The organism is Rhodopseudomonas pentothenatexigens (genome assembly GCF_900218015.1).
Lineage (GTDB): Bacteria > Pseudomonadota > Alphaproteobacteria > Rhizobiales > Xanthobacteraceae > Rhodopseudomonas > Rhodopseudomonas pentothenatexigens.
In genome coordinates, this window is sequence record NZ_UFQQ01000001.1 from 89,807 (window position 1) to 110,661 (window position 20,855).

At 65.9% G+C, this 20,855-nt stretch carries 24 protein-coding genes; 10 read left to right on the forward strand and 14 right to left on the reverse strand.

Translation table 11 applies throughout. From position 1 onward, the window contains the following. Positions 1-154: 154 nt before the first annotated feature. Positions 155-1,366, reverse strand: coding sequence for a molybdopterin molybdotransferase MoeA (locus tag DWA33_RS00395; RefSeq protein WP_114356147.1), 1,212 nt, complete (start codon positions 1,364-1,366; stop codon positions 155-157). A 183-nt stretch (positions 1,367-1,549) separates the two neighbouring features. Here DWA33_RS00395 and DWA33_RS00400 point away from each other — a divergent pair, with 183 nt between their 5' ends. Continuing rightward, positions 1,550-1,912, forward strand: coding sequence for a hypothetical protein (locus DWA33_RS00400; protein WP_114356148.1), 363 nt, complete (start codon positions 1,550-1,552; stop codon positions 1,910-1,912). Positions 1,913-1,963: 51 nt separating this feature from the next. Here the strand turns inward: DWA33_RS00400 and arr are convergent, their stop codons facing one another. The 3 genes from arr to DWA33_RS00415 all read right to left on the reverse strand — a co-directional run bounded on the left by arr (position 1,964) and on the right by DWA33_RS00415 (position 3,670). Further along, positions 1,964-2,377, reverse strand: a complete 414-nt coding sequence (gene arr, locus DWA33_RS00405) for an NAD(+)--rifampin ADP-ribosyltransferase (protein ID WP_114356149.1) — start codon at positions 2,375-2,377, stop codon at positions 1,964-1,966. A gap of 149 nt (positions 2,378-2,526) precedes the next feature. Further along, positions 2,527-3,012, reverse strand: a complete 486-nt coding sequence (locus DWA33_RS00410; RefSeq protein ID WP_181902377.1) for an acyl-CoA thioesterase — start codon at positions 3,010-3,012, stop codon at positions 2,527-2,529. Positions 3,013-3,043: 31 nt separating this feature from the next. Next, complete coding sequence (locus tag DWA33_RS00415) at positions 3,044-3,670, reverse strand: HAD family hydrolase (RefSeq protein WP_114356151.1); 627 nt, start codon at positions 3,668-3,670, stop codon at positions 3,044-3,046. Between the two features lie 261 nt (positions 3,671-3,931). Here DWA33_RS00415 and DWA33_RS00420 point away from each other — a divergent pair, with 261 nt between their 5' ends. Next, positions 3,932-4,786 carry an OmpA/MotB family protein gene (locus DWA33_RS00420; RefSeq protein WP_114356152.1) on the forward strand — a complete coding sequence of 285 codons (855 nt, stop codon included), beginning with the start codon at positions 3,932-3,934 and terminating at the stop codon, positions 4,784-4,786. Positions 4,787-4,816: 30 nt separating this feature from the next. On the opposite strand, the gene DWA33_RS00425 is transcribed toward DWA33_RS00420, so the two are convergent. Both DWA33_RS00425 and DWA33_RS00430 read right to left on the reverse strand, forming a co-directional pair. Continuing rightward, the gene (locus DWA33_RS00425) at positions 4,817-5,065 is read right to left on the reverse strand and encodes a PilZ domain-containing protein (RefSeq protein ID WP_114356153.1); all 249 of its coding nucleotides are present in this window, start codon (positions 5,063-5,065) and stop codon (positions 4,817-4,819) included. Between the two features lie 157 nt (positions 5,066-5,222). Further along, on the reverse strand, positions 5,223-5,723 hold the full coding sequence (locus DWA33_RS00430) for an Hsp20/alpha crystallin family protein (RefSeq protein WP_114356154.1): 501 nt from the start codon (positions 5,721-5,723) through the stop codon (positions 5,223-5,225). A gap of 239 nt (positions 5,724-5,962) precedes the next feature. Between DWA33_RS00430 and DWA33_RS00435 the strand changes: the two genes are divergently transcribed. Then, a complete protein-coding gene (locus DWA33_RS00435) occupies positions 5,963-6,439 on the forward strand; it encodes a hypothetical protein (RefSeq protein WP_114356155.1) in 477 nt (158 codons plus the stop codon). Between the two features lie 128 nt (positions 6,440-6,567). Here DWA33_RS00435 and DWA33_RS00440 read toward each other — a convergent pair whose 3' ends face one another. The 5 genes from DWA33_RS00440 to DWA33_RS00460 all read right to left on the reverse strand — a co-directional run bounded on the left by DWA33_RS00440 (position 6,568) and on the right by DWA33_RS00460 (position 13,584). Continuing rightward, positions 6,568-9,126, reverse strand: a complete 2,559-nt coding sequence (locus DWA33_RS00440; RefSeq protein WP_114356156.1) for a cation-translocating P-type ATPase — start codon at positions 9,124-9,126, stop codon at positions 6,568-6,570. Positions 9,127-9,163: 37 nt separating this feature from the next. Next, positions 9,164-9,694: a cyclic pyranopterin monophosphate synthase MoaC gene (gene moaC / locus DWA33_RS00445; RefSeq protein WP_167443093.1), complete on the reverse strand. Its 531-nt coding sequence runs from the start codon at positions 9,692-9,694 to the stop codon at positions 9,164-9,166. An 8-nt stretch (positions 9,695-9,702) separates the two neighbouring features. Next, positions 9,703-10,500, reverse strand: a complete 798-nt coding sequence (gene trpC / locus DWA33_RS00450) for an indole-3-glycerol phosphate synthase TrpC (protein WP_114356157.1) — start codon at positions 10,498-10,500, stop codon at positions 9,703-9,705. 129 nt (positions 10,501-10,629) lie between these two features. Next, positions 10,630-11,646, reverse strand: coding sequence for an anthranilate phosphoribosyltransferase (gene trpD, locus DWA33_RS00455; protein WP_114356158.1), 1,017 nt, complete (start codon positions 11,644-11,646; stop codon positions 10,630-10,632). 36 nt (positions 11,647-11,682) lie between these two features. After that, the gene (locus tag DWA33_RS00460) at positions 11,683-13,584 is read right to left on the reverse strand and encodes a peptidyl-prolyl cis-trans isomerase (protein WP_114356159.1); all 1,902 of its coding nucleotides are present in this window, start codon (positions 13,582-13,584) and stop codon (positions 11,683-11,685) included. Between the two features lie 256 nt (positions 13,585-13,840). Between DWA33_RS00460 and tpiA the strand changes: the two genes are divergently transcribed. From tpiA to DWA33_RS24840, 5 genes are all read left to right on the forward strand, one after another. Beyond that, positions 13,841-14,617, forward strand: a complete 777-nt coding sequence (gene tpiA / locus DWA33_RS00465) for a triose-phosphate isomerase (RefSeq protein ID WP_114356160.1) — start codon at positions 13,841-13,843, stop codon at positions 14,615-14,617. A 174-nt stretch (positions 14,618-14,791) separates the two neighbouring features. Next, positions 14,792-15,217, forward strand: coding sequence for a preprotein translocase subunit SecG (gene secG / locus DWA33_RS00470; RefSeq protein ID WP_114356161.1), 426 nt, complete (start codon positions 14,792-14,794; stop codon positions 15,215-15,217). 166 nt (positions 15,218-15,383) lie between these two features. Continuing rightward, positions 15,384-17,015, forward strand: a complete 1,632-nt coding sequence (pyrG, locus tag DWA33_RS00475; protein ID WP_114356162.1) for a CTP synthase — start codon at positions 15,384-15,386, stop codon at positions 17,013-17,015. 77 nt (positions 17,016-17,092) lie between these two features. Further along, positions 17,093-17,611, forward strand: coding sequence for a Panacea domain-containing protein (locus DWA33_RS00480; RefSeq protein WP_114356163.1), 519 nt, complete (start codon positions 17,093-17,095; stop codon positions 17,609-17,611). Between the two features lie 32 nt (positions 17,612-17,643). Next, positions 17,644-18,384, forward strand: coding sequence for a hypothetical protein (locus DWA33_RS24840; protein WP_147270210.1), 741 nt, complete (start codon positions 17,644-17,646; stop codon positions 18,382-18,384). A 93-nt stretch (positions 18,385-18,477) separates the two neighbouring features. On the opposite strand, the gene DWA33_RS00485 is transcribed toward DWA33_RS24840, so the two are convergent. After that, positions 18,478-18,864, reverse strand: a complete 387-nt coding sequence (locus DWA33_RS00485; RefSeq protein ID WP_244601164.1) for a PAAR domain-containing protein — start codon at positions 18,862-18,864, stop codon at positions 18,478-18,480. A 132-nt stretch (positions 18,865-18,996) separates the two neighbouring features. On the opposite strand from DWA33_RS00485, the gene DWA33_RS00490 reads away from it, so the two are divergent. Further along, on the forward strand, positions 18,997-19,854 hold the full coding sequence (locus tag DWA33_RS00490; RefSeq protein WP_114356356.1) for a hypothetical protein: 858 nt from the start codon (positions 18,997-18,999) through the stop codon (positions 19,852-19,854). Between the two features lie 36 nt (positions 19,855-19,890). Here the strand turns inward: DWA33_RS00490 and DWA33_RS00495 are convergent, their stop codons facing one another. Then, positions 19,891-20,175, reverse strand: a complete 285-nt coding sequence (locus DWA33_RS00495) for a BrnA antitoxin family protein (RefSeq protein WP_114356164.1) — start codon at positions 20,173-20,175, stop codon at positions 19,891-19,893. After that, on the reverse strand, positions 20,165-20,416 hold the full coding sequence (locus DWA33_RS00500; RefSeq protein ID WP_114356165.1) for a BrnT family toxin: 252 nt from the start codon (positions 20,414-20,416) through the stop codon (positions 20,165-20,167). The genes DWA33_RS00495 and DWA33_RS00500 overlap by 11 nt, the downstream gene beginning before the upstream one ends. 106 nt (positions 20,417-20,522) lie before the next feature. Here DWA33_RS00500 and DWA33_RS00505 point away from each other — a divergent pair, with 106 nt between their 5' ends. After that, entirely contained in the window at positions 20,523-20,849 is a 327-nt protein-coding gene (locus tag DWA33_RS00505; RefSeq protein ID WP_114356166.1) for an NIPSNAP family protein, read from the forward strand. Positions 20,850-20,855 lie beyond the last annotated feature (6 nt).

The following is a 20,855-nucleotide window of genomic DNA, read 5'->3' on the forward strand; positions in this document are numbered from 1 at the left end:
GGTGGGCCGGTTCGAGGTGCGTTCCGGTTCGAAGAGAGTAGCTTCCGACGGCAGCCATCTTCCTCGAATCTCGAAAACAAATCATGAACGGACACTATCTGTTCGGGGTGTGTTCCGCAACCTCTTAATCGCGCGCCCGGAAATTCACCAGTTGCTATGACGGTAATTTAAGTATGAGGCAGCCGGAGCCGGCTTGCGCCGCCGGGGCAAAGGGCGGGCGTACGATCAGCGCTTCGGCTGCCGCCATCCGGGCGAGCAGCGACGAATCCTGGCTGTCGACCGGGGTCGCAATCTGGCGGCCTTCACCGTCGCGCGCCAGATTGGCGCGCAGATAGTCCTGGCGCTGATCGTTGGCGCCGATGTCGGCGCCGAGCAGCGCCGGTTCGGGCACATGCTTGGCCTGGCTCCGCCCCGACAGCGCCCGGATCAGCGGCACCATGAACAGCACGGCGCAGACATAGGACGACACCGGGTTGCCGGGTAGGCCGATCACCCGCAGCGCACCGAGGCGGCCGTGCATCATCGGCTTGCCGGGGCGCATCGCGATCTTCCAGAACGCGATCGCGGTGCCCTCGGCCTCCAGCGCGTCCTTGACCAGATCGTGGTCACCGGCCGACGCGCCGCCCGTCGTCACCAGCAGATCGACGTCGAGATCGCGCGCCTGCCGGATCGCCGCCCGAGTGGCGTCGAGGGTGTCGGCCGCGATGCCGAGGTCGATCACCTCGGCGCCCTCGGCACGGGCGAGCGCGCGCAGCGCGTAGCCGTTGGAATAGACGATCTGGCCGGGGGCGGGCGTCGCTCCCGGCATCACCAGTTCGTCGCCGGTGGCGAGCATCGCCAGCCGCGGCCGGCGATGCACCGGCAGCGCCGGGTGGTTCATGCCGGCGGCGAGCGCGAGGTCGCGGTCGCTGAGGCGGTGGCCGTGGCGCAGCAGCACCTCGCCTTCGCTGAAATCGATCCCGGCCGGGCGGATGTGACGGCCGGGCCGGACGGCTTCGTTCACGGTGACGCGGTCGCCGTCGCGCACCGTGTCTTCCTGGATCACCACCGCGTCGGCGCCGTCCGGCACCACGCCGCCGGTGAAGATCCGCAACGTCTCGCCGGCAGCAATGCCGGTCGTCGCCGGCCGGCCGGCTGCGATCTCGCCGATCACCCGCAGCGTTACCGGCGGGGCCGCGACATCGGCGGCACGTACCGCATAGCCGTCCATCGCCGACATCGGCTGCGGCGGCTGGGTGCGCAGCGCGGTGAGATCGCGCGCCAGCACCCGGCTGTGCGCGTCCTCGAGCGCGACCATCTCGGTCTCGAGCCCGTGCGCGCCGGCGAGCACCGCGGCGAGCGCATCGTCGACCGGCATCAGGGCCATGGCACCACTCCCTTCCAGGCGAAACGAAATCGAAGCGTCCAAGCCGGCTTTAGGTGGCGCACGGCGACCACGCAAGCCTGCCGCAGCCGTCCTGCGGCGCCGCGTCGTTCGAAATCATTATTGTCGAACCGTCGTGTCGGCCTGTACCACCTGTTGCTGGCATCGAGCGGACGGAGCGCGCAGATGGATGAGTTTCCGAAATGGTTCCTGCGGATCATGATCGTGGTCGGCACGATCGCCTTCGTCTCGGTGTATTGGATGCGCCACGACTGGAGCAAAGGCTGGATGCCGTCGTTCAACACCGGCGACTACAGTCCGCCCGGCGCCGCGCCTGAACCGGCGGTCCCGGCAACTCCGGCACCGTCTCCGGCGCCCGCACCAGCCGCATCGGTAGCCGGCGAAGCAGCGAGGCCCACGGCCGCGCCGAGCGTGCCTGCGGCGGCGCCGGCTGCTGCCCGCGCCTCCGTGCCGTGCCAGCCGATCGGCCGCACCGCCAAGGGCGAGCTGGTGTATTCGATGGACTGCCGGGCGCTGCCGGCGCAATGACGACGGTCGTCGCGCGGCGTGCGCTCGCCGCGTGGTCGCGCGTCTGAGGCTCTAGTCGATGATCTCAGCGCCCTCGGCGCTGAGGCGGGCGAGCCCGTCCTTCATCTGTTGCACGCGCTCCGGCGTGTGGCCCTGCCACTTGGTCACTTCGGCGACGATGCGCAGCGGATGTTGCGAGCGGTAGGACAGCGTCGGGTTGCCGGGGAACTTCTTGTCGGTCAGGTTAGGGTCGTCCTCGAACGGGCCGGTGGGCTCGACGACATAGATCCGCTGCGGCGCATCGCCGGCCGCCAGCTCGGCGCCCCAGATCGCGGCATCCAGCGTGCCGGCAAAATACACCCAGGACAACGGCGCAGCCGTAGTGAAATTGGACTGGTGGCCGACCACGATCAGGTCTCCGGGACTGAGATCTGCCCGTGTCCCGTGGAAAAATTGGCGCACGAACATGCTGGCCGCTGCGGACATGAGGGGCGGGCTCCGGTGGTTGAACCGAGATGAGGCGACAAGGCGCCACGTGGGCGGGCAATCAAGTCAGGCGCTGATACCGACCTGCGTCGCGGTTTCCTTCGCCAGGGGCCGAGACGTCGTGCGGCCTCGGCCTGAAGGGGCCTGTACTAAGCGGTTGCCGGCGCCGGGTCGCCATCGTCGGCGTTGATCATCACCGGCAGATACACCGTAGCGAATTCCGGCGGCAGGCGCCGTGGCCGGCCGCTGCTGAGTTCGATGCAGACGAGTTGCCAGCGCCCGCGCATGATGGTGGCGCCGTCGCGTGGGCGGATCAGCTGGAAGCGGCGCTCCATCACCAGCTTGCCGTCGCTGCCGTAGATCCAGGTGCCGAGCAGCATCTCGTCGCCGAGATGGCTGGGCAGCAGGTAGTCGTATTCGCCGCGGCGGATCGCCATCGCCCGATCGAGCCGCTGCCAGTCGGCGAGCGACAGGCCGAGCGCTTCGGAATGCGCCCATCCGACGCTGTCGCACCACCGCACATACACCGAATTGTTGGTGTGATTGAGCCCGTCGATATCGCCCGGCGCGGGCGTCATCGGCAGCGTGAACGGGGCGGGATGATCCCAGGCGAGATCGGCGGCAGCGTCGGTCATCATCAGGTCTCGTCGCGGTTCGTTCGCGCGCTTACAGGCCGAGCTGATCGAGCGCGCGGGCGACGTCGTCGCTGGAGCGCACCTGGACCGCGTGCAGCCCGCGCTCGCGCGCGGCTGCGACGTTTTCCGCCAGATCGTCGAAGAACACAATGCGCTGCGGCGCGATGCCGATCGCCTTGACGACGAAATCGTAGGTCTCGCCGTGCGGCTTGCGCATTCCGATCCGCGACGACAGGAACAGTTCGCGGAAGTGCACCAGCAACTCGGCATAGTGCTCGGAAAAATGCGCGATGTGCGCGGCGTTGGTGTTGGACAGCGCGTACAGCGGAAGATGCCTGGCGGCGCGGTCGAGCAGCGGGGCGATGCCGGGCATCTCGCCGATGAAGATCGCGTTCCAACCGTCGCGCAGTTGCTGGTCCGTCAGCTTCAGGTCCAGCGCGGTGCGTACCGCTGCGAAGAACTCTTCGTCGGTGACGTGTCCGGTCTCGTAGCGGTGGAAAGTGTCGTCCTGCGCGAGCTTGGCCATCAACGCGTGCGGATCGCTGCCGAGCTCGACCGCCCAGGCCTTCAGCGTGCGGCGCAGATCGTAGTCGATCACCACGCGGCCGAGATCGAACAGCAGCGCATCGGCGGCGCCGGGACTGAGAGCGGTCGTCATATCTTCGAAACCTGTCGGCGAGAGTCCGGAATCAGAGGCGAGCAGCGACACAGGCTTATTTTGGTTAAAGAATGTTATAGGCTGACGAAACCGTTTGGTAATCCGCAGCAGGTAGAACGATTGGCGCTGCGAGCGCATCCTTTTGCAATCACCTTGCACCACATGCGGGGTCGCGGCGCCGGATTTGGTCAGCGGCGATCCGCTCATGCGCTTCGAAGGTCCCGTCTTGTCGCAGTTCTCGACCGCATCGGGGCGATCCTGATGAAGGGCGGTGGCGGTCGCCTGGCGTCGGGCAGCAAGAAGAAGGTCGAAGAGGAACACCAGGCCCACGGCTGGTTCGTGACCTTCGCCGACCTGATGGGCCTTCTGGTCAGCTTCTTCGTGATGCTGGTTTCGTTCTCGACCCAGGACCTGCACAAGATGCAGATCATCGCCGGCTCGATGCGCGAGGCGTTCGGCGTGCAGCAGAATTCGCGGTTCGCCGGCATTCTCGAGACCGACGGGGTGCCGGTGCAGGGCCACGTCAAGAGCAAGCGCAACGTCGCGCCCGACCAGGCCAGCAACACGCCGCATCTGGAAGAGGCGGGCGGCTCCGGCAGCGCGGCTTCGCACGCCAAGGCCGAACGCGAATTCGCACTGGCCTCGGCCTCGCTGCGCCAGGCGCTGCAGGACGTGCCTGAACTCGCCGAGATGTCGAAGAATGTGATGTTCGACGAAACCCCGGCCGGGCTCAATCTCGAGCTCACCGATCAGGACGGCCGCCCGATGTTTCCGGACGGCTCGGCGGTGCCGTACGAGCGCACCCGCAAGCTGGTCGCCCGGCTCGCGGCGCCGCTGCGCGCCACCTCGCTGCGGATCAGCATCGTCGGACACACCGCAGCCACCGTCATGCGGAACGGTGACGTCGATCCGCTGAGCCTGTCGGTCGACCGCGCCAGCGCCGTGCACGAAATTCTCAAGCAGGAGGGGCTGCCGACAAGCCAGGTGCTGTCTCTGATCGGCAAGGGCGACGGCGATCCGCTGTTGCCGGATGCGCCGATGCTGTCGGCCAATCGTCGCGTCACCATCATGCTGATGCGCGAGAATCCGCCGCTCCCGCCGGACCTGCAACGCTGACAGAGCTTTCGCCGGGCCCGTTCGATCGGCTCAGAAGCACAGCCCGACGCGGCGGCCGCGCTTCCACACCATGCGGCATTTTTTTCTGGTGGCGCCGTGCAGCAGCTCGAACCGCTGCGGCAGATTGGCGTCGGCATTGAGCTCGACGCAGGCGCCACCGGCCGAATAGTCGAGCACGCGGCAGGGGATCACGGGCAGCTTGGCCCCGACGATCAAATTGGCATTGCCGGATACGAGCCCGCTCGGACGGACACGCGCAAATCGCCGCGGCTGAGTCATGCAATGGTTCCCCGCGTGGTTGGAGCAACGTCGGAAACGATTGCAACTCAGACTTGTTAAATTCGAGTTGTTGTCGACGGATAACGATCGCTAACTGTTTGCGACACGCCGTGCCCCGCACGGGGGGCACGACGACATGCTTAACCGCGGGTTAGTATCAGCTCGCCTTCTGGATCTCGATCCGCTTGGCCGTCGAGGGCGGGGCTTCCACTTTCGGCAGCGTCACGGTCAGCACGCCGTTCTTGAAGCTGGCTGTGACCTGGTCCGCCGCGATCGCGGCGTCGAGCGGGATCCGGCGTTCGAACTTGCCGTAGAAGTGCTCGCTGAACTGCTTGTCCTTGGCCTCGGTCGACGACGTCTTCTCGCCGCGGATGGTCAGGACGCCATCGTCGAGCAACACCTCGACGTCCTTTTCTTCAAGGCCCGGCACTTCGGCAGCGATCTTCAGCTCCTTGTCGCCATCGGCGATTTCGAGTTTCGGCCAACCTGTACTGAACGGCGTCAGCGCACCGGCACGCGTCGGCAAGTCGAAACCGCGGAATACGTCGTCGAACAGCCGGTTCATTTCGCGGTGCAGCGACAGGAACGGGTCACCGTCGAACGAGCGGGTCGCGGGTTGATTGGTCCGGCCCCAGGGGATGATGTCGCGCATGTTCATGGATGCCTCCTCGTACTCGTCTTGAATGATCCTCGATACTGTTAGTTGTGATCGGGAAGTCGCCCGCGTATCGTGGGTGCGCCCTCGATTTGGGCGCGGCCGTGCCGCCGTCAAGAGGCGGGTGGTAGCCCTGTGACGGGGCGAGAAGATTTTTTTCGCGCGGGGTCTTGAAAGCGGTAACGCCGTGTCCAAGTCATCGGCCGTCCCGGTTTGGAAGGAGGAATTCGGGAGGACCACAGATGCGATCCACCAATTTCGAACACAGCTACGCGCCTGGCGCCGCGAGCGTCACGGCCTCGAGACCGTCGGCGACGGTCTACGATCATCCCGACCAGGTGCTGCGTGACGACGCGCTGAGCACCGCGGACAAGCGGGCCATTCTGTCCTCATGGGCATCCGACGCCAACGCCGTCGAGCAGCAGCCGTGGCTGCGTCTTGCGCCGGGGCACCGCAATCCGGTGCCGCTACGCGCGATCCTCGACGCCCTGCAGCGGCTCGATGACGACGATCCGCCGCCGAAAGGCGGGGCCTCGATCCGTCTGAGCGGCGACCGCGCCGCTCAGCATGATCCGTCCGACGATGACCGGCCATCATGGAGGAGGCATTATGGTCTGGCGCCACGTATCAACCAGTTTCGACCCGTCACGCTGCCCCGAGTGCGGCGCGACCATGCGGCTTGCGCGCGTCGAGCCGCGGCCGGTCGGGCGCAGGGTTGAATTCGAGCGCCACATCTACCGCTGTGAAAATTGCTCCAACACCAGCCGGTTCGTGATCGACCGGCAGGCCGCGGACTACGCGTTAGCGTGACGACGCAGATGCGCGCCGTGCGATGCGGCGGCCGGCGTCAGGCCGATTGCCGCATCATCCTCCGCCACAGCGGCTTGACCAGTTCCAGCACGATCAGAACCGCCAGCGCCGCGGCCGCGGTGAGGCCGAGATCGTCCGGATGCAGCGGGCCGAACCGGAATAGATCGCGCAGCCAGGGCCATGTCAGGCTCGCCACCAGCACCACCGCGACGATGCCGAGCATCCCCGCCAGCATCGCGTTCGGCCGCCGCAGTGCCGTCAGCAGCGAGGCGCTGAACGAGCGATTGACGAAGATCAGCCCGACGAAGCTCAGCACCAGCGCGAAGAAGGTGAGGGCGCGGAGTTCGGCGTCTGGCATCGCGCGATACTGTCCGATCACGAACACGCCGCCGACCAGCGCGAACACCAGCGCTCCCTGGATGAAACCCCAGGCGATCAGCGCACGGCTGAACAGCGGCTGCTCCGGATCGCGCGGTGGCCGCTTCATCGCGTCGTCCTCGGCGGTCTCGGCCTCGAATACGATCGAGCACACCGGATCGATGATCATCTCCAGGAACGCGATATGGATCGGGCCGAGCAGGATCGGCAGTCCGAACAGCAGCGGCAGCAGCGCCAGCCCGGCGATCGGCACGTGCACGGCGAAGATGAAGCCCATCGCCTTGACGAGGTTGTCGTAGATCCGCCGTCCGAGCCGGATCGCCTTGACGATCGAGGCGAAGTCGTCGTCGAGCAGCACGATTGCCGAAGCCTCGCGGGCGACGTCGGTGCCGCGGCCGCCCATCGCGATGCCGATATGCGCGGCCTTCAGGGACGGCGCGTCGTTGACGCCGTCGCCGGTCATCGCCACCACCTCGCCATCGGCCTTCAGCGCCTCGACGATCCGCAGCTTCTGCTCCGGCATGATCCGCGCGAACACGGTGACGCTGCGCAGCCGCTCCGCCAGCGCGGCGTCGTCGAGCGCCGCGATTTCTTCGCCGGTGACGCAGGCGTCGGCCCCGATCCCGGCCTGACGGGCGATCGCCTGCGCGGTCGCCGGATAATCGCCGGTGATCATCACCACGCGAATGCCGGCGGCGCGGCAGTCGGCGACGGCGGCCGGCACCGACGCGCGCAGCGGGTCGGCGAGGCCGATCAGGCCGAGGAAGTTGAAACGAAAGCCGAGCTGGGTCTCCGGCCAATCCTCGCCGGGATGCGAGGCGCGGGCGACGCCGAGCACGCGCAGCCCGTCGGCGGCCATCGCATCGACGGTCCGTGAGACGGCGCTGAGCGCGGCGTCATCGAGCCCGCACATCCGCGCGATCGCCTCCGGCGCGCCTTTAGCCGCCACCACGTAGTTGCCGGCATCGTCCGGGTCGCGCCAGACCTGGGTGATCGCCAGCAGGTCGCGGCGCAGCCCGTAGGCGTGGACCAGGCTGCGTGCGCCGTTGCCATTCGGCAGGTGATCGCCGGCCAGACGGTGCAGTGCCTGATCCATCGGATCGAACGGATCGGGAGCCGCGGCGAGCAGGCCGGTTTCCAGCAGCGGCGCGAAGCCGTCCGGCAGCGCGGCGTCCCCGCCCGGCCGGAACGCCTCTCCGGAGGCGAGCCGCAGTTCGGCGACCGACATCCGGTTTTCGGTCAGCGTGCCGGTCTTGTCGGTGCACAGCACCGTGGCGGAGCCGAGCGCCTCGATCGCGGCGGCGCGCCGGGTCAGCACCCGGGCCTGCGAAATCCGCCACGCGCCCATCGCCATGAACACCGTCAGCACCACCGGGAATTCCTCCGGCAGCATCGACATGCCGACCGTGATGCCGGCCAGCACCGCGTCGAGCCAGCCGTCGCGCAGCGTGCCGTAGAGGATTACGACCAGCAGCGTGAACGCTCCGGCGATGATGCCGAAGGTCCGCACCAGCTTGCGGGTCTGCTGCTGAAGCCGCGGCGCTTCGGTCTGCACCGAGCCGAGCGCCTGACCGATCCTGCCGATCTCGCTGCGTGGGCCGGTGGCGATCACTTCGGCGATGCCGCCGCCGCGCACCACCAGCGCGCCGGAATAAACATTGGGCTGATCGTCGCCGCCGGGGCGATGCGATGCCGAGGCGTCGGCCTCGTCACGGCTGAGCTTGCGCACCGGCACCGACTCGCCGGTCAGCAGCGACTCGTCGACCAAGAGATCGTCGGCCTGCAACAGCACCGCGTCGGCGGCGATGCGGTCGCCTTCGGACAGCACGATGACGTCGCCGCGCGCCACCTCGCGGCCGGCAATGCGTTTGCGTGCCCCGTCGCGGATCACCAGCGCCCGCGGGCTGGTGAGGTCGCGCAGCGTCTCCAGCACCCGCTCGGTGCGCGCTTCCTGCACCACCGTGATCACCACCGACAGCGTGGCGAAGATCAGCAGGATGATTGCTTCCTTAAGATCGCCGAGCGCCAGGTACACCACGCCGCCGCCGAGAAGCAGCGCCAGCATCGGCTCGCGCACCACCTCGAGCACGATGCCGAGCAGCGTGCGGCGATCGGGGCTGGGCAGCTCGTTGTAGCCCTCGCCGGCGAGCCGGGCTGCAGCCTCGCGCTCGCTGAGGCCGGTGATGGTGTCGGCGGGAGAGGCGAGGTCGGCGGGCATCGGGGAACCTGACGTTCGAGAGGCCGCCGATGCTAGCTCATTTCCGGCTCGCACTGGCGACGTAGTCGCCGGACTTGCCGCCGGTCTTGGCGATGAGCTGGATGCCCTCGATCCGGACGCCGCGCTCCGCCGCCTTGATCATGTCGTAGATCGTCAGGCACGCGACCGAGACCGCGGTCAGCGCTTCCATCTCGACGCCGGTCGGGCCGGTGACCTTGACGGTGGCGCGGACGATGCAGCCAGGCAGCTTGGCGTCCGGCGTGATGTCGAGCGTGACCTTGGACAGCGCCAGCGGATGGCACAGCGGGATCAACTCGGCGGTGCGCTTGGCCGCCATGATCCCGGCGACGCGCGCCGTGCCGAGCACGTCGCCCTTCTTGCCGTCGCCGCTGAGGATCAGCTCCAGCGTCGCCTTCTTCATCACCACGCGGCCCTCGGCGACCGCGACGCGTTCGGTGGCAGGTTTTTCCGACACGTCCACCATCCGCGCCTCACCGCTGGCGCCGATATGGGTGAGGGCGGGAGGCGTTGCCTCCGGCTTGGATTTCGACTTCGCGGTCTTTGCCATGCTTCGCCTCAGGCCGCGCGCGCCAGCAGCGCGCGGGTGGCGGCGGTGACGTCCTGCTGCCGCATCAGGCTTTCGCCGACCAGGAAGGTCGACATCCCGACGTGGGCGAGGCGGGCGAGATCGGCGGGCGTGAAGATGCCGCTTTCGCCGACCATCAGGCGATCGTTCGGGATCAGCGGCGCCAGCGCCTCGCTGGTCGCCAGCGTCACCTCGAAGGTACGCAGGTTGCGGTTGTTGACGCCGACCATCGGCGACCGCAGCTTCAGTGCGCGCTCCAGCTCTGGCGCATCGTGGACTTCGAGCAGCACGTCCATGCCGAACTCGAACGCGGCGTCCTCGATGTCCTTGGCTTCGGCATCGTCGAGCGCCGCCATGATGATCAGGATGCAGTCGGCACCGTAGGCGCGGGCTTCGACCACCTGATAGGTGTCGTACATGAAGTCCTTGCGCAGCGCCGGCAGCGACACCGCGGCGCGCGCGGCGACGAGATAATCGAGGCTGCCCTGGAACGACGGCGTGTCGGTCAGCACCGACAGGCACGCCGCGCCGCCGGCCTGATAGGCCCGTGCCAGCGCTGGCGGATCGAAGTCGGCGCGGATCAGTCCCTTCGATGGCGATGCCTTCTTGATCTCGGCGATCAGCCCGTAGTCGCCGACCGCATGCTTGGCGCGCAGCGCCTTGACGAAGCCGCGCGGCGGCGAGGCTTCACGCGCGATCGCCTCGATCGCGGCGAGCGGACGCTCGCGCTTGGCGGCCGCGATCTCCTCGCGCTTGTAGGCTTCGATCTTGGTCAGGATGTCGGACACGATGGCTCGTCCAGTTCGAGTGAAGCTGCGTTTGTACTCCGTCATGGCCGGGCTTGTCCCGGCCATCCACATCGCCGGCACGTCGCGTGACCAAGACGTGGATGCCCGGCACGAGGCCAGGCATGACGACTAGGCCGCTTCCGACACAGCGATCAGCTTCTTCAGCCGTGCTTCGGCGGCGCCGCTGTCGATCGCCTTCGCGCCGAGCGCGACGCCTTCCTTGAGGTCCTTGGCGCGGCCGGCGACCACCAGCGTCGCGGCGGCGTTGAGCAGCGCGACGTCGCGGTACGGACCGGGCATGCCTTCCAGCACGGCGCGCAGCGCCACCGCGTTGGCCTGGGCATCGCCGCCCTTCAGCGCTTCGGCCGGGGCGCGGGGCAGGCCGGCGTCTTCGGGGCTGATCTCGAAGCTGGTGATCTCGCCGTTCTTCAGTTCGGCCACCGCGGTGGTGCCGGACAGCGTGATCTCGTCGAGCCCGTCCGAGCCGTGCACCACCCAGATCGCCTCGGAGCCGAGGTTGTTCAGCACCTGCGCCAGCGGCTGCACCCATTGCCGCGAGAACACGCCGATCATCTGACGCTTGACGCCGGCCGGGTTGGACAGCGGTCCGAGCAGGTTGAAGATGGTGCGGGTGGCGAGTTCGACCCGGGTCGGGCCGACGTTCTTCATCGCCGGGTGATGCGTCGGCGCGAACATGAAGCCGATGCCGGCTTCTTCGACGCAGCGGCCGACCTGCTCGGGCGTGATGTCGATCCTGACACCGAGTGCGGCGAGCACGTCGGCGGCGCCGGATTTCGACGACAGTGCGCGATTGCCGTGCTTGGCGACGGTGACGCCGCAGCCGGCGACGACGAACGAGGCGCAGGTCGAGACGTTGACCGAACCGGAGCCGTCACCGCCGGTGCCGACGATATCGACCGCGTCCGCCGGGGCGGTGACCGGCAGCATCTTGGCGCGCATCGCGGTCACCGCGCCGGTGATCTCGTCGACGGTCTCGCCGCGGACCCTGAGGCCCATCAGCAGCGCGCCCATCTGCGACGGCGTCGCGTCGCCGGACATCATCGCGTCGAAGGCGCCGGCAGCCTCCTCGCGCGTCAGCGTCGCGCCGGTCGCGACCTTTGCGATAATCGATTTGAAATCAACCATTGTCCCCTTCGGCGACCGGACTGCGGCGTTACGCCGTCAGTTCGTCGCCGCCCCCGTTGCCTGCGCCACCGCTTCCTGATTGATCTTGGTGCCGATGTCGTTCTCCAGCCAGGCGATGTACTCGCCGACCTGCTCGTCGCGCAGCCGCTGCACCAGATTGTCCTTCAACTGCTGCATCTGCGGCGCGTTGACGTCGGCCGGCGGCACGGTATCGCCGGTGACGCGGAACACGTACCACTCGGTGCCGCTGCCACCCTGGACCTGACCGGCGCCGTCCTTGGCGGTCCGGAAGACCGCATCCACCACCGTATTCGGCAGGCCGGCGTCGGCGCCTTCGCGCTGGATCCCGGTCGCGCTCTGCACCGTGACGCCGGCCGGCGCCACCTCGGCGAGCTTGGCGCCGCCCTGCAGCTTCTGCACCAATTCGGTCGCGAGCTTGCGCAGCTTCTCGGTGACCTGTTCGGCGCGCCAGCCGGCTTCGACCTTGTCCTTGACCTCGTCGAGCGGACGTTCGCGCGATGGCGTGACGCCGATGATGTCGTACCAGACATAGCCGTTCTGGTAGCTGATGGCGTCGTTGTCGACGCCCGGATCGCTGTTGAACGCGGCGTTGGCAAGTTCGAGTCCCTTCGGAATCGACGCCACCGGCGTGCCGTCCGGCCCGCGGCCCGAACGATCGATCGCCTCGACCGTGACCGCGCTGAGGCCGAACTGCTTGGCCGCTTCGATCACGCTGGCGCCGCCGCCACGGGCGTCCTCGATCTTGTCGTGCAGCTCCTGCACCTGCCTGCGGGCGCGCTCCTGGGCGATATCCCGCTTCAGGGTTGCCGCCACGCTGACGTACTCCGGCTGCTTGCCGGGCTCGATCCTGGTCACCTCGAGCAGCACGGTGCCGAACTGGCCCTGCACCGGCTGGCTGACCTCGTTCAGCGGCAGCGCGAACGCCGCCGCGGCGACCTTCGGATCGAGCATGTCGGACTGGCTGACCAAGCCGAGGTCGAGATCGGCCGGCTTGACGCCGCGCTCCTTGGCGAGGTCGGCGAAGCTGGTGCCGCCGGCGATCTTGGCGCGGGCCGCCTGGGCTTCGTCGGCGTTCGGGAACACGATCTGCTGGATCTGCCGTTTCTCCGGTGTCGACAGCTTGTCCTTGCGCTGCTCGAACAGCTTCTGCGCGTCGGCGTCGGACACCTCGGTCCACTTCGCGAGCGATTCGGGCGTCACCACCAGAAACGATACCTTTCGGTATTCGGGCGCGCGGAACTGCGCCTTGTGCGAGTCGTAGAACGCGCTGAGGTCGGCCGGCGAGGGCGCCTCGATGGCACCGGCCTGGGCGTCGGTCAGCTTCAGATAGTCGATCGCGCGCTGTTCGTTCTGGAATTGGCTCAGCGCCTGCAGCAGCAGCTTCGGCGGTTCGAGGCCGGCGGTGATGGTGCCGGCGATCTGACGGCGCAGCGCGACGCGGCGCTGCTCGGCGACGTAGCGCTGCTCGGTGAAGCCGAACTGCCGGATCAGCTGCTGAAAGCGGCCGGCGTCGAACTGTCCATTGGCACCTTTGAAGTTCGGATCCTCCAGGATCGACTTCATGGTCTCGGCGTCGGACTGGCCGAGCCCGAGCCGGCGCGCGTCCTCGTCGAGCGCGGCCTCGGCGATGGTCTGCTGCAGCACCTGACGGTCGATGCCGATCGCGCGCGCCTGATCGGGCGTCAGCGGCCGGCCGAACTGGCGGCCGATCTGCTGCAGTCGATCATTGTAGGTCTGCCGGAACTGCTCGGTGGAGATCTCGGTGCTGCCGATCTTGGCGAGCGTCGACCGGCCGAATCCACGGAACACGTCGGCGATGCCCCAGACTCCGAAACTGATGATCAGGACGCCCATCACGATCGTCATGATGGTCTTGCCAACCCAGTTGGATGAGGCTTTGCGCATTCCTCGGAGCATGGAGTCACTTTTTGTCAGGAGGGAACCGGCCGCGCTCGCTGGGCGCGGGTGCGCAAATTAGCGTCGCCGGCTTGAAAATCCATCATAAAGTGCCGTCGATGGCGTCGCAACCGAACGCCAGTATCGTGGTCGGGTTGCGGCCACTCGAATCTCCGGCTGTGCTGCGGATCGCCGCAGCGGGGAAATTCACGTCTCCTTGAGTCTCGCAATCGGCTCTGCTAGCGGAACGGCTCAACCCTCTATTGCGAGAGTGCTCATGCCGGTCCCCGCCGTTCGCCCGTTGATTGCTGGAAACTGGAAGATGAACGGCCTCGGGGAGTCCATCGCCGAGCTGGACGCGATGCTCGACGGCGCGGCGCAGGTTTCACCTGGTATCGATTTGCTGGTCTGCCCGCCGGCGACGCTGGTCGCCAGTTTTGCCGCGCGAGTCGTGGACAAGGCGGCAGGTAAAACCCTGCCATTTGCGATCGGCGGCCAGGACTGCCACGCCAACGCCTCGGGCGCGCACACCGGCGATATCGCCGCCGAGATGCTGGCGGACGCCGGCGCCGCCGCGATCATCGTCGGCCATTCCGAGCGCCGCGCCGACCATGCCGAAACCGATGCGATCGTCCGCGCCAAGGCGCAGGCGGTGTGGCGCGCCGGTCTGGTCGCGATCGTCTGCGTCGGCGAGACCCAGGGCGAGCGTGACGCCGGCCATACGCTCGACGTCGTCGCCGGGATGCTGGCCGGCTCGCTGCCGGACGGGGCCACCGCGGCAAATCTGGTGGTGGCCTATGAGCCGGTCTGGGCGATCGGCACCGGCCGCACCCCGACCACGGCGGATGTCGAAGAAGTTCATGGCTTTATCCGCAACACCTTGAGCGATCGGTTCGGGACGGCCGGCGAGACGATGCGGATCCTGTACGGCGGCTCGGTGAAGCCCTCGAACGCTCGCGAATTGCTGGCGGTGCCGCACGTCAATGGCGCGCTGATCGGCGGCGCCAGCCTGAAGGCGTCGGATTTCCTTGCGATCGCCGCGGGCTGTCCCTAACTAAGCCGCGCCGAGCGGTTCTGATGCGGCGTTTCTGGAACCATGCGGGGGTGACAAATCCCCGCGCGATCGTGTAGACACCGCGCGACTTCATTGATCCCGCAAGCCTGTCGAGCAGCCGCCCGCCGGCGCCTGTGGCCATTCGGCGGCACCGGCTTGCGATGGAAGGGTAAGATGCAGACTGTCATTATCGTCATTCACCTGATGTTGGTGCTGGGCCTGATCGGCGTAGTGCTTCTGCAGAAGTCCGAGGGCGGTGGCCTGGGCGTCGGCGGTGGTGGCGGTGGCGGCTTCATGTCGAGCCGTGGTACGGCCAACCTTCTGACCCGCACCACCGCAATCCTGGCGGTCGGGTTCTTCGCCACCAGCCTGCTGCTCACCTGGCTGGCGAGCTACAACCGGCAGCCGGCGACGATCCTGCCGACCGCTCCGATCCAGCAGCAGGCCCCGGGGCAGCCGGCCCCGCCGCTGTCGCAGGGCGGTGGTCTGCTCGACTCGCTGAAGCAGGCCGATCAGCAGCAGAACCAGCAGCCCGCGGCTCCGGCCGCGCCTGCGGCACCGGCAGCGCCCGCGGCGCCGACCCCGCCGCAGTCGCAATAAGCATTGCCGATATGCGCTGAAGGGACCTCGCGCACAGTCTGAAGTCCCTTCGGCAATCGTCTGAAATCGCTGAGCCTTCAGCGTCACCCACAGGCCTTGGCCGAACCGTCCGAGGGATGCGATTCGTTTTGGCGAATCGGACCGGCGGCATTAAAGGTAAAGTCCCATGGCGCGGTATATCTTCATCACCGGCGGCGTGGTCTCCTCGCTCGGCAAGGGTCTGGCATCGGCGGCACTCGGTGCGCTGCTGCAGGCGCGTGGCTACAAAGTCCGCCTTCGCAAGCTCGATCCCTATCTCAACCTCGATCCCGGAACGATGTCGCCGTATCAGCACGGCGAAGTGTTCGTGACCGACGACGGCGCCGAGACCGACCTCGATCTCGGCCATTACGAACGCTTCACCGGCCGGCCTGCGACCAAGCAGGACAACATCACCACCGGCCGGATCTATCAGGACATCCTGACCAAGGAACGCCGCGGCGACTATCTCGGCGCCACCATCCAGGTGGTCCCGCACGTCACCAACGCGATCAAGGAATTCATCGTCAGCGACAACGACGGCTACGACTTCGTGCTGGTCGAGATCGGCGGCACCGTCGGCGACATCGAGGGCCTGCCGTTCTTCGAGGCGATCCGCCAGATCAAGAACGATCTGCCGCGCGGGGACGTGATCTACATCCACCTGACGCTGCTGCCTTACATCCCGAGCGCCGGCGAACTGAAGACCAAGCCGACCCAGCATTCGGTCAAGGAGCTGCGCTCGATCGGCATCCAGCCCGACATCCTGCTGTGCCGCACCGACCGGCCGATCCCGAAGGAGGAGCGGCGCAAGCTCGGGCTGTTCTGCAACGTCCGCGAAAGCGCGGTGATCGAGGCGCGTGACGCCGACAGCATCTATGCGGTGCCGGAGGCGTATCACGCTGCCGGGCTCGACGACGAAGTGCTGGCGGCGTTCGCGATCGACGCCAAGGAGCCGCCGCAGCTGGCGCGCTGGCACGAGATCAACGAGCGCATCCGCAATCCCGAAGGCGCGGTGACGATCGCGATCGTCGGCAAGTACACCGGGATGAAGGACGCCTACAAGTCTCTGATCGAAGCGCTGAGCCACGGCGGCATCGCCAACAAGGTCCAGGTCAAGCTCGACTGGATCGAGAGCGAAGTGTTCGAGAACGAGGACCCGGCGCCGTTTCTCGAGCACGTCAACGGCATCCTGGTGCCCGGCGGCTTCGGTCAGCGCGGCGCCGAGGGCAAGATCAAGGCGGCACAGTTCGCGCGTGAGCGCGACGTGCCGTATTTCGGCATCTGCTTCGGCATGCAGATGGCGGTGATCGAGGCCGCGCGGAATCTCGCGGGTATCGAGCAGGCCAATTCGACCGAGTTCGGCCCGACGCCGGAGCCGCTGGTCGGCCTGATGACCGAATGGGTGCGCGGCAACGAGCTGGAGAAGCGCAGCCAGGCCGGCGACCTCGGCGGCACGATGCGGCTCGGCGCTTATCCGGCGGCGCTGAAGCGCGGCAGCCGGGTGTCGCAGATCTACGGCGGCGCCACCGAGATCTCGGAGCGCCACCGCCACCGCTACGAGGTCAACACCGCCTACAAGGACCGGCTCGAGCAGCACGGCCTGAAATTCTCCGGCATGTCGCCGGACGGCGTGCTGCCGGAGATCGTCGAATACGAGGACCACCCGTGGTTCATCGGCGTCCAGTTCCACCCCGAGCTGAAGTCGCGCCCGTTCGACCCGCACCCGCTGTTCGCCTCGTTCGTCGAAGCGGCGCTGGTGCAGAGCCGGCTGGTGTAAGTGTTGATTGCGATACCTATGGATTCAGCGTTTAAACGCAGCTGTCCAATCCATTTTGTTCATGATATGTTCTCATCATGGTCCAAATATCCACAGCTCCTTATGACGCTCGAGAGATAGCTAACTATCTCCTCGATTACGCTGATGGGAAGCGGTTGAGCCTCACGCAGATAAGCTTGCTTAAGTTGATATATTTCTGCCACGGATGGTACTTGGTCTACAAGCAGAGGCCGCTTATTAAGAATGAATTCGAGGCTTGGCAAAACGGGCCAGTAGTCAAAGTAGTTCGAGATGCCTTTAAACATCATGGTAGTTCGAAAATTAGTTCGAGAGCCAAGAAATTCGATCTTCTCAGCGGAGAGATCTACGAGGTCGTCCCAAATCTACTTGAGGCAGATCAAAAATTCGTCGAAGAGATATTTGACCTCTATAAAGGTTTTGGCCCTTGGGACCTTCGTGATTTGACTCACGATGAGGGGTCGCCGTGGGAAAAGCTTTGGAATTCTGACAAGGTTGTTGCCCGCTTTGGTATGAGAATTCGGGATGAGGAAATCCTCGCCCATTTTTCGTTGAAAGGAATTCGTAACTCGGTGTAAAAGATCAAATCGAGAACAACTGAGGTGGCCCAATGCCGGGTCTGTACTTAGTGAACGTCCAGGATGTCGCCCGTTTTCTTGGCCCAGAACCGACGAAGGTTGATGTTCAAGCGGTCTTTGACAGGATCGAGGATCTCTACTTACGCCCTCGCGGCGGGGGGTTTAATCACGACCCGTCAATTCGGGCAACTTTTGACATCTTCAGAGGTGCCAGCTCGGTGGAGCAGGCCATTAAGTATTGCGAAAGCTCAGGAAATCCAAAGGGCAGAGCGCAGAACACGGCGATCATTCGGGCAGTTGGACAGCACGCCGCATCTAACAAGTCTGTTTGTTATCGGATTGGATATGTAGCTGTACGCATAGCTAGATATCGAGGCAGTAATATTCACATTGGTATAAAAGCTCCCTTTGTTAGAGTTCAAAATCGACAATCAGCTCATCTAGTTATTCCTGGCTTTCGAAAAGACTCTCGTCCGCTTGGTTGGCAGGTCGATTTTGTTTGCTCAGTGGCCGCCAACCAGCTCGCTCGTGATGACTATGAGGCTGCGGATATCGAGTACTTATATGCTGGTCCAAGCGGTGATTATTCAAGTCGGGAGTTCCGAGCGCTCTATGGTAGGGATCTCTCGCTTTTCGGTGCGGATAAGATAGATCAGTTTCTTCAGGTGTATGTTGAAGCTGTAGTGAAGCATCTCGAACGCGGCGATGGAACAAATCCGGGGAAATATTGGGGCTATCGAATAGTCGATAGCGCTCAGGGGTCGCTATTCTGATCGTATGATCGAGCGTGGATTCGTAGTGCCTGTATTAGTTTTTCATCGGCTCGCGCTGGTGCAGAGCCGGCTGGTGTAAGAGCGAAGTCGTCGTCAGCGGCAGCCGGTCGAAGGATCGCCGCTGCGCGCGACCGGCTTGCCGTTGATGAACACGCCCGAGCCGCTGCCGACCACCACGCCGCCGCAGCCGGTGCGGCTGCCGCCGATCGCGGCGGGCTTGCCGTTGATGAAAACGTTGCTGGAGCCTTGCACGATCGCGCCGTCGGTAGTGACGTCACCGGCGCGGGCGGCCGGCTTGCCACCGACCATCACGTCCTGACTGCCGCCGGTGACGACGCCAGGCGTGCCGCTGCCGGGGGCCTGGGCGAACGCAGGCCCCACGCCGAGCGCCAGGACGAGCGCCAGCGCGCGCGGCGTCCACCGCACGCCCGGGACGGCATCAGAACGGCCGGCAACGGTCCGCGATGATCGCGTGGTCATAATCCAGCTCCTTTTGGGGGCGCCGATTTTCGGTGAATGGCCGCCGCTTGCGCGTGGACATTCCTGGTCCGGTAGATGATGCTTCCGGCACAACCGTAACGTGTCGCGCAACATCTCTTCGGGGGAATGGAAATGGCACCGTCGGTCAGCCTCTATGCCTGGGCGATTCCGGCCTGGTCCTCGGAATCTCCGGTCGACCACACCTGGGTGACCAGCTACGACAATCAGGTTCATCCCTATAACACCATCGCCGACGTGGTCGTTGCCGGTCAGTCGTTCTGGTACTGCTGGGGATCGTTTCATCCGCAAGGCGGAACGCCGGTCAATCCGACCGGCGCGCTCGGCCAGCAGGCCGGCAATCTCAAGCTGGCGCAATGCCTGGTGCAGGCGAATGCCGATTCCAACACCACGCCCGCGGCGCGCGGCACGATCTACAGCTACGGCGTCGATGGCGTGTGCCACCAACTTGCCAATCAGGTGTTGTATGCGACGGCGGACGGCGGCGGCCCGCCGCTGACGGTGAGCAAGGCGCGCGGCTATCCGTTGTCGAGCTACATCTACGGAACCTATGGGCTGCAGCAGACCGCCTGGGCCGCCAAGGTCGCCGCCTGCAGCGGCAGTCAGCTGGTAGCGCGGCTCGGACGGCCGGGAGGCCTGACGGTGGCGGCGAGCGGTGAGGGCGTCGCAATGGACGAATTCGAGAAGCGTGCGACCGAACTGCTGGCGACCGAGCCGGCCAAGCTCGCAAGTCTGCTACGGCTGCGCGGCGAGGTGCAGCGTTTCGCGGCCCAGCCCTGGCCCGGCACCGGCCAGCCCAGCGCCGAAGCGCTGAACGCACGCAATCAGCATCTGATCGACGAGGCTGCGAAGCTGCTCGGGCCGGAGCATTTCAGGAAACTGTTCGCCGCCGAGCCGGGCGCCAAGGTCACGCTGGTCGATCCGCAGATCGCGGCCACCGCCGGCGAACTGCCGCCGCCGAAGCCGCGCTGACGCCTCGCAGCGCGCATCGGGCAAGCGCCAGCCCCGCTAGCCGGTCTTCAGCTTCGCGGCCTTGCGCAGCGTGTCGTCGATCCGCGACTGCCAGCCGGGCCCGGTCGCCTTGTAGTGCGCCACCACGTCGGCGCTGAGCCGGATCGACACCGGCACCTTGGTCGGTGCCTTTTGCGGACCGCGCCGACTTGGGATCTTCGCGAGAAATTCCGAAGTCAGATCTCTGGCCATGATGTTCACGGGAGTCGCGTTGGCGAAATCCTCAGCGGTCCACTCCGGGTTGTCGTCGTCGAACACTGGCTCGATGGGCTTACGGGGCATGACGCCTCATTTCCTTGTCGTGGGCGCGTCGCAGGCTGATCGGACGAAGCCCGTCGCGAAAAGTGAACACCAGACAATAGGCAAGGCCATCGATGTAACCATAGGCACGGAATCGGTCCTCGCCGTAGTCGAACCGCCCGTCGCGGACGATGGCCCGCACCCGCATCTCCGCCCAACGCGCCAGCGAAATGCCGTGCTTGGCGCGGTTGATCGTATCCTTGGCCGGGTCGAAATCCGACATTGTATATACAATCTGTTCGCCGCATGCGCAACTCTGCTCCCTGCGCGTGACGCAAGACAACCCCCGCGGCTTACCGCTATAAGCTCGCCGAACATGGGGAGAGCTGATGATCTACGAGACCCGAGTCTATCGCTGCGTGCCGGGCAAACTGCCGGCAGTGCTGAAGCGGTTCGAGACCATCACGCTGAAGCTGTTTGAGAAGCACGGGATCCGTCAGGCCGGGTTCTTCACCACGCTGGTCGGCGCTTCAAATCAGGAATTGACCTATCTGCTCGCCTGGGAAAGCCTGGCCGAACGCGAGCAGAAATGGACCGCGTTCGCCAGCGATCCGGAATGGCTCGCCGCGAAGGCCGAGACCGAGAAGGACGGCCAGATCGTCGACACCATCACCAATCAGTTGCTGGTGCCGACCTCGTTCTCGGCGGTGAAGTAATTCGGA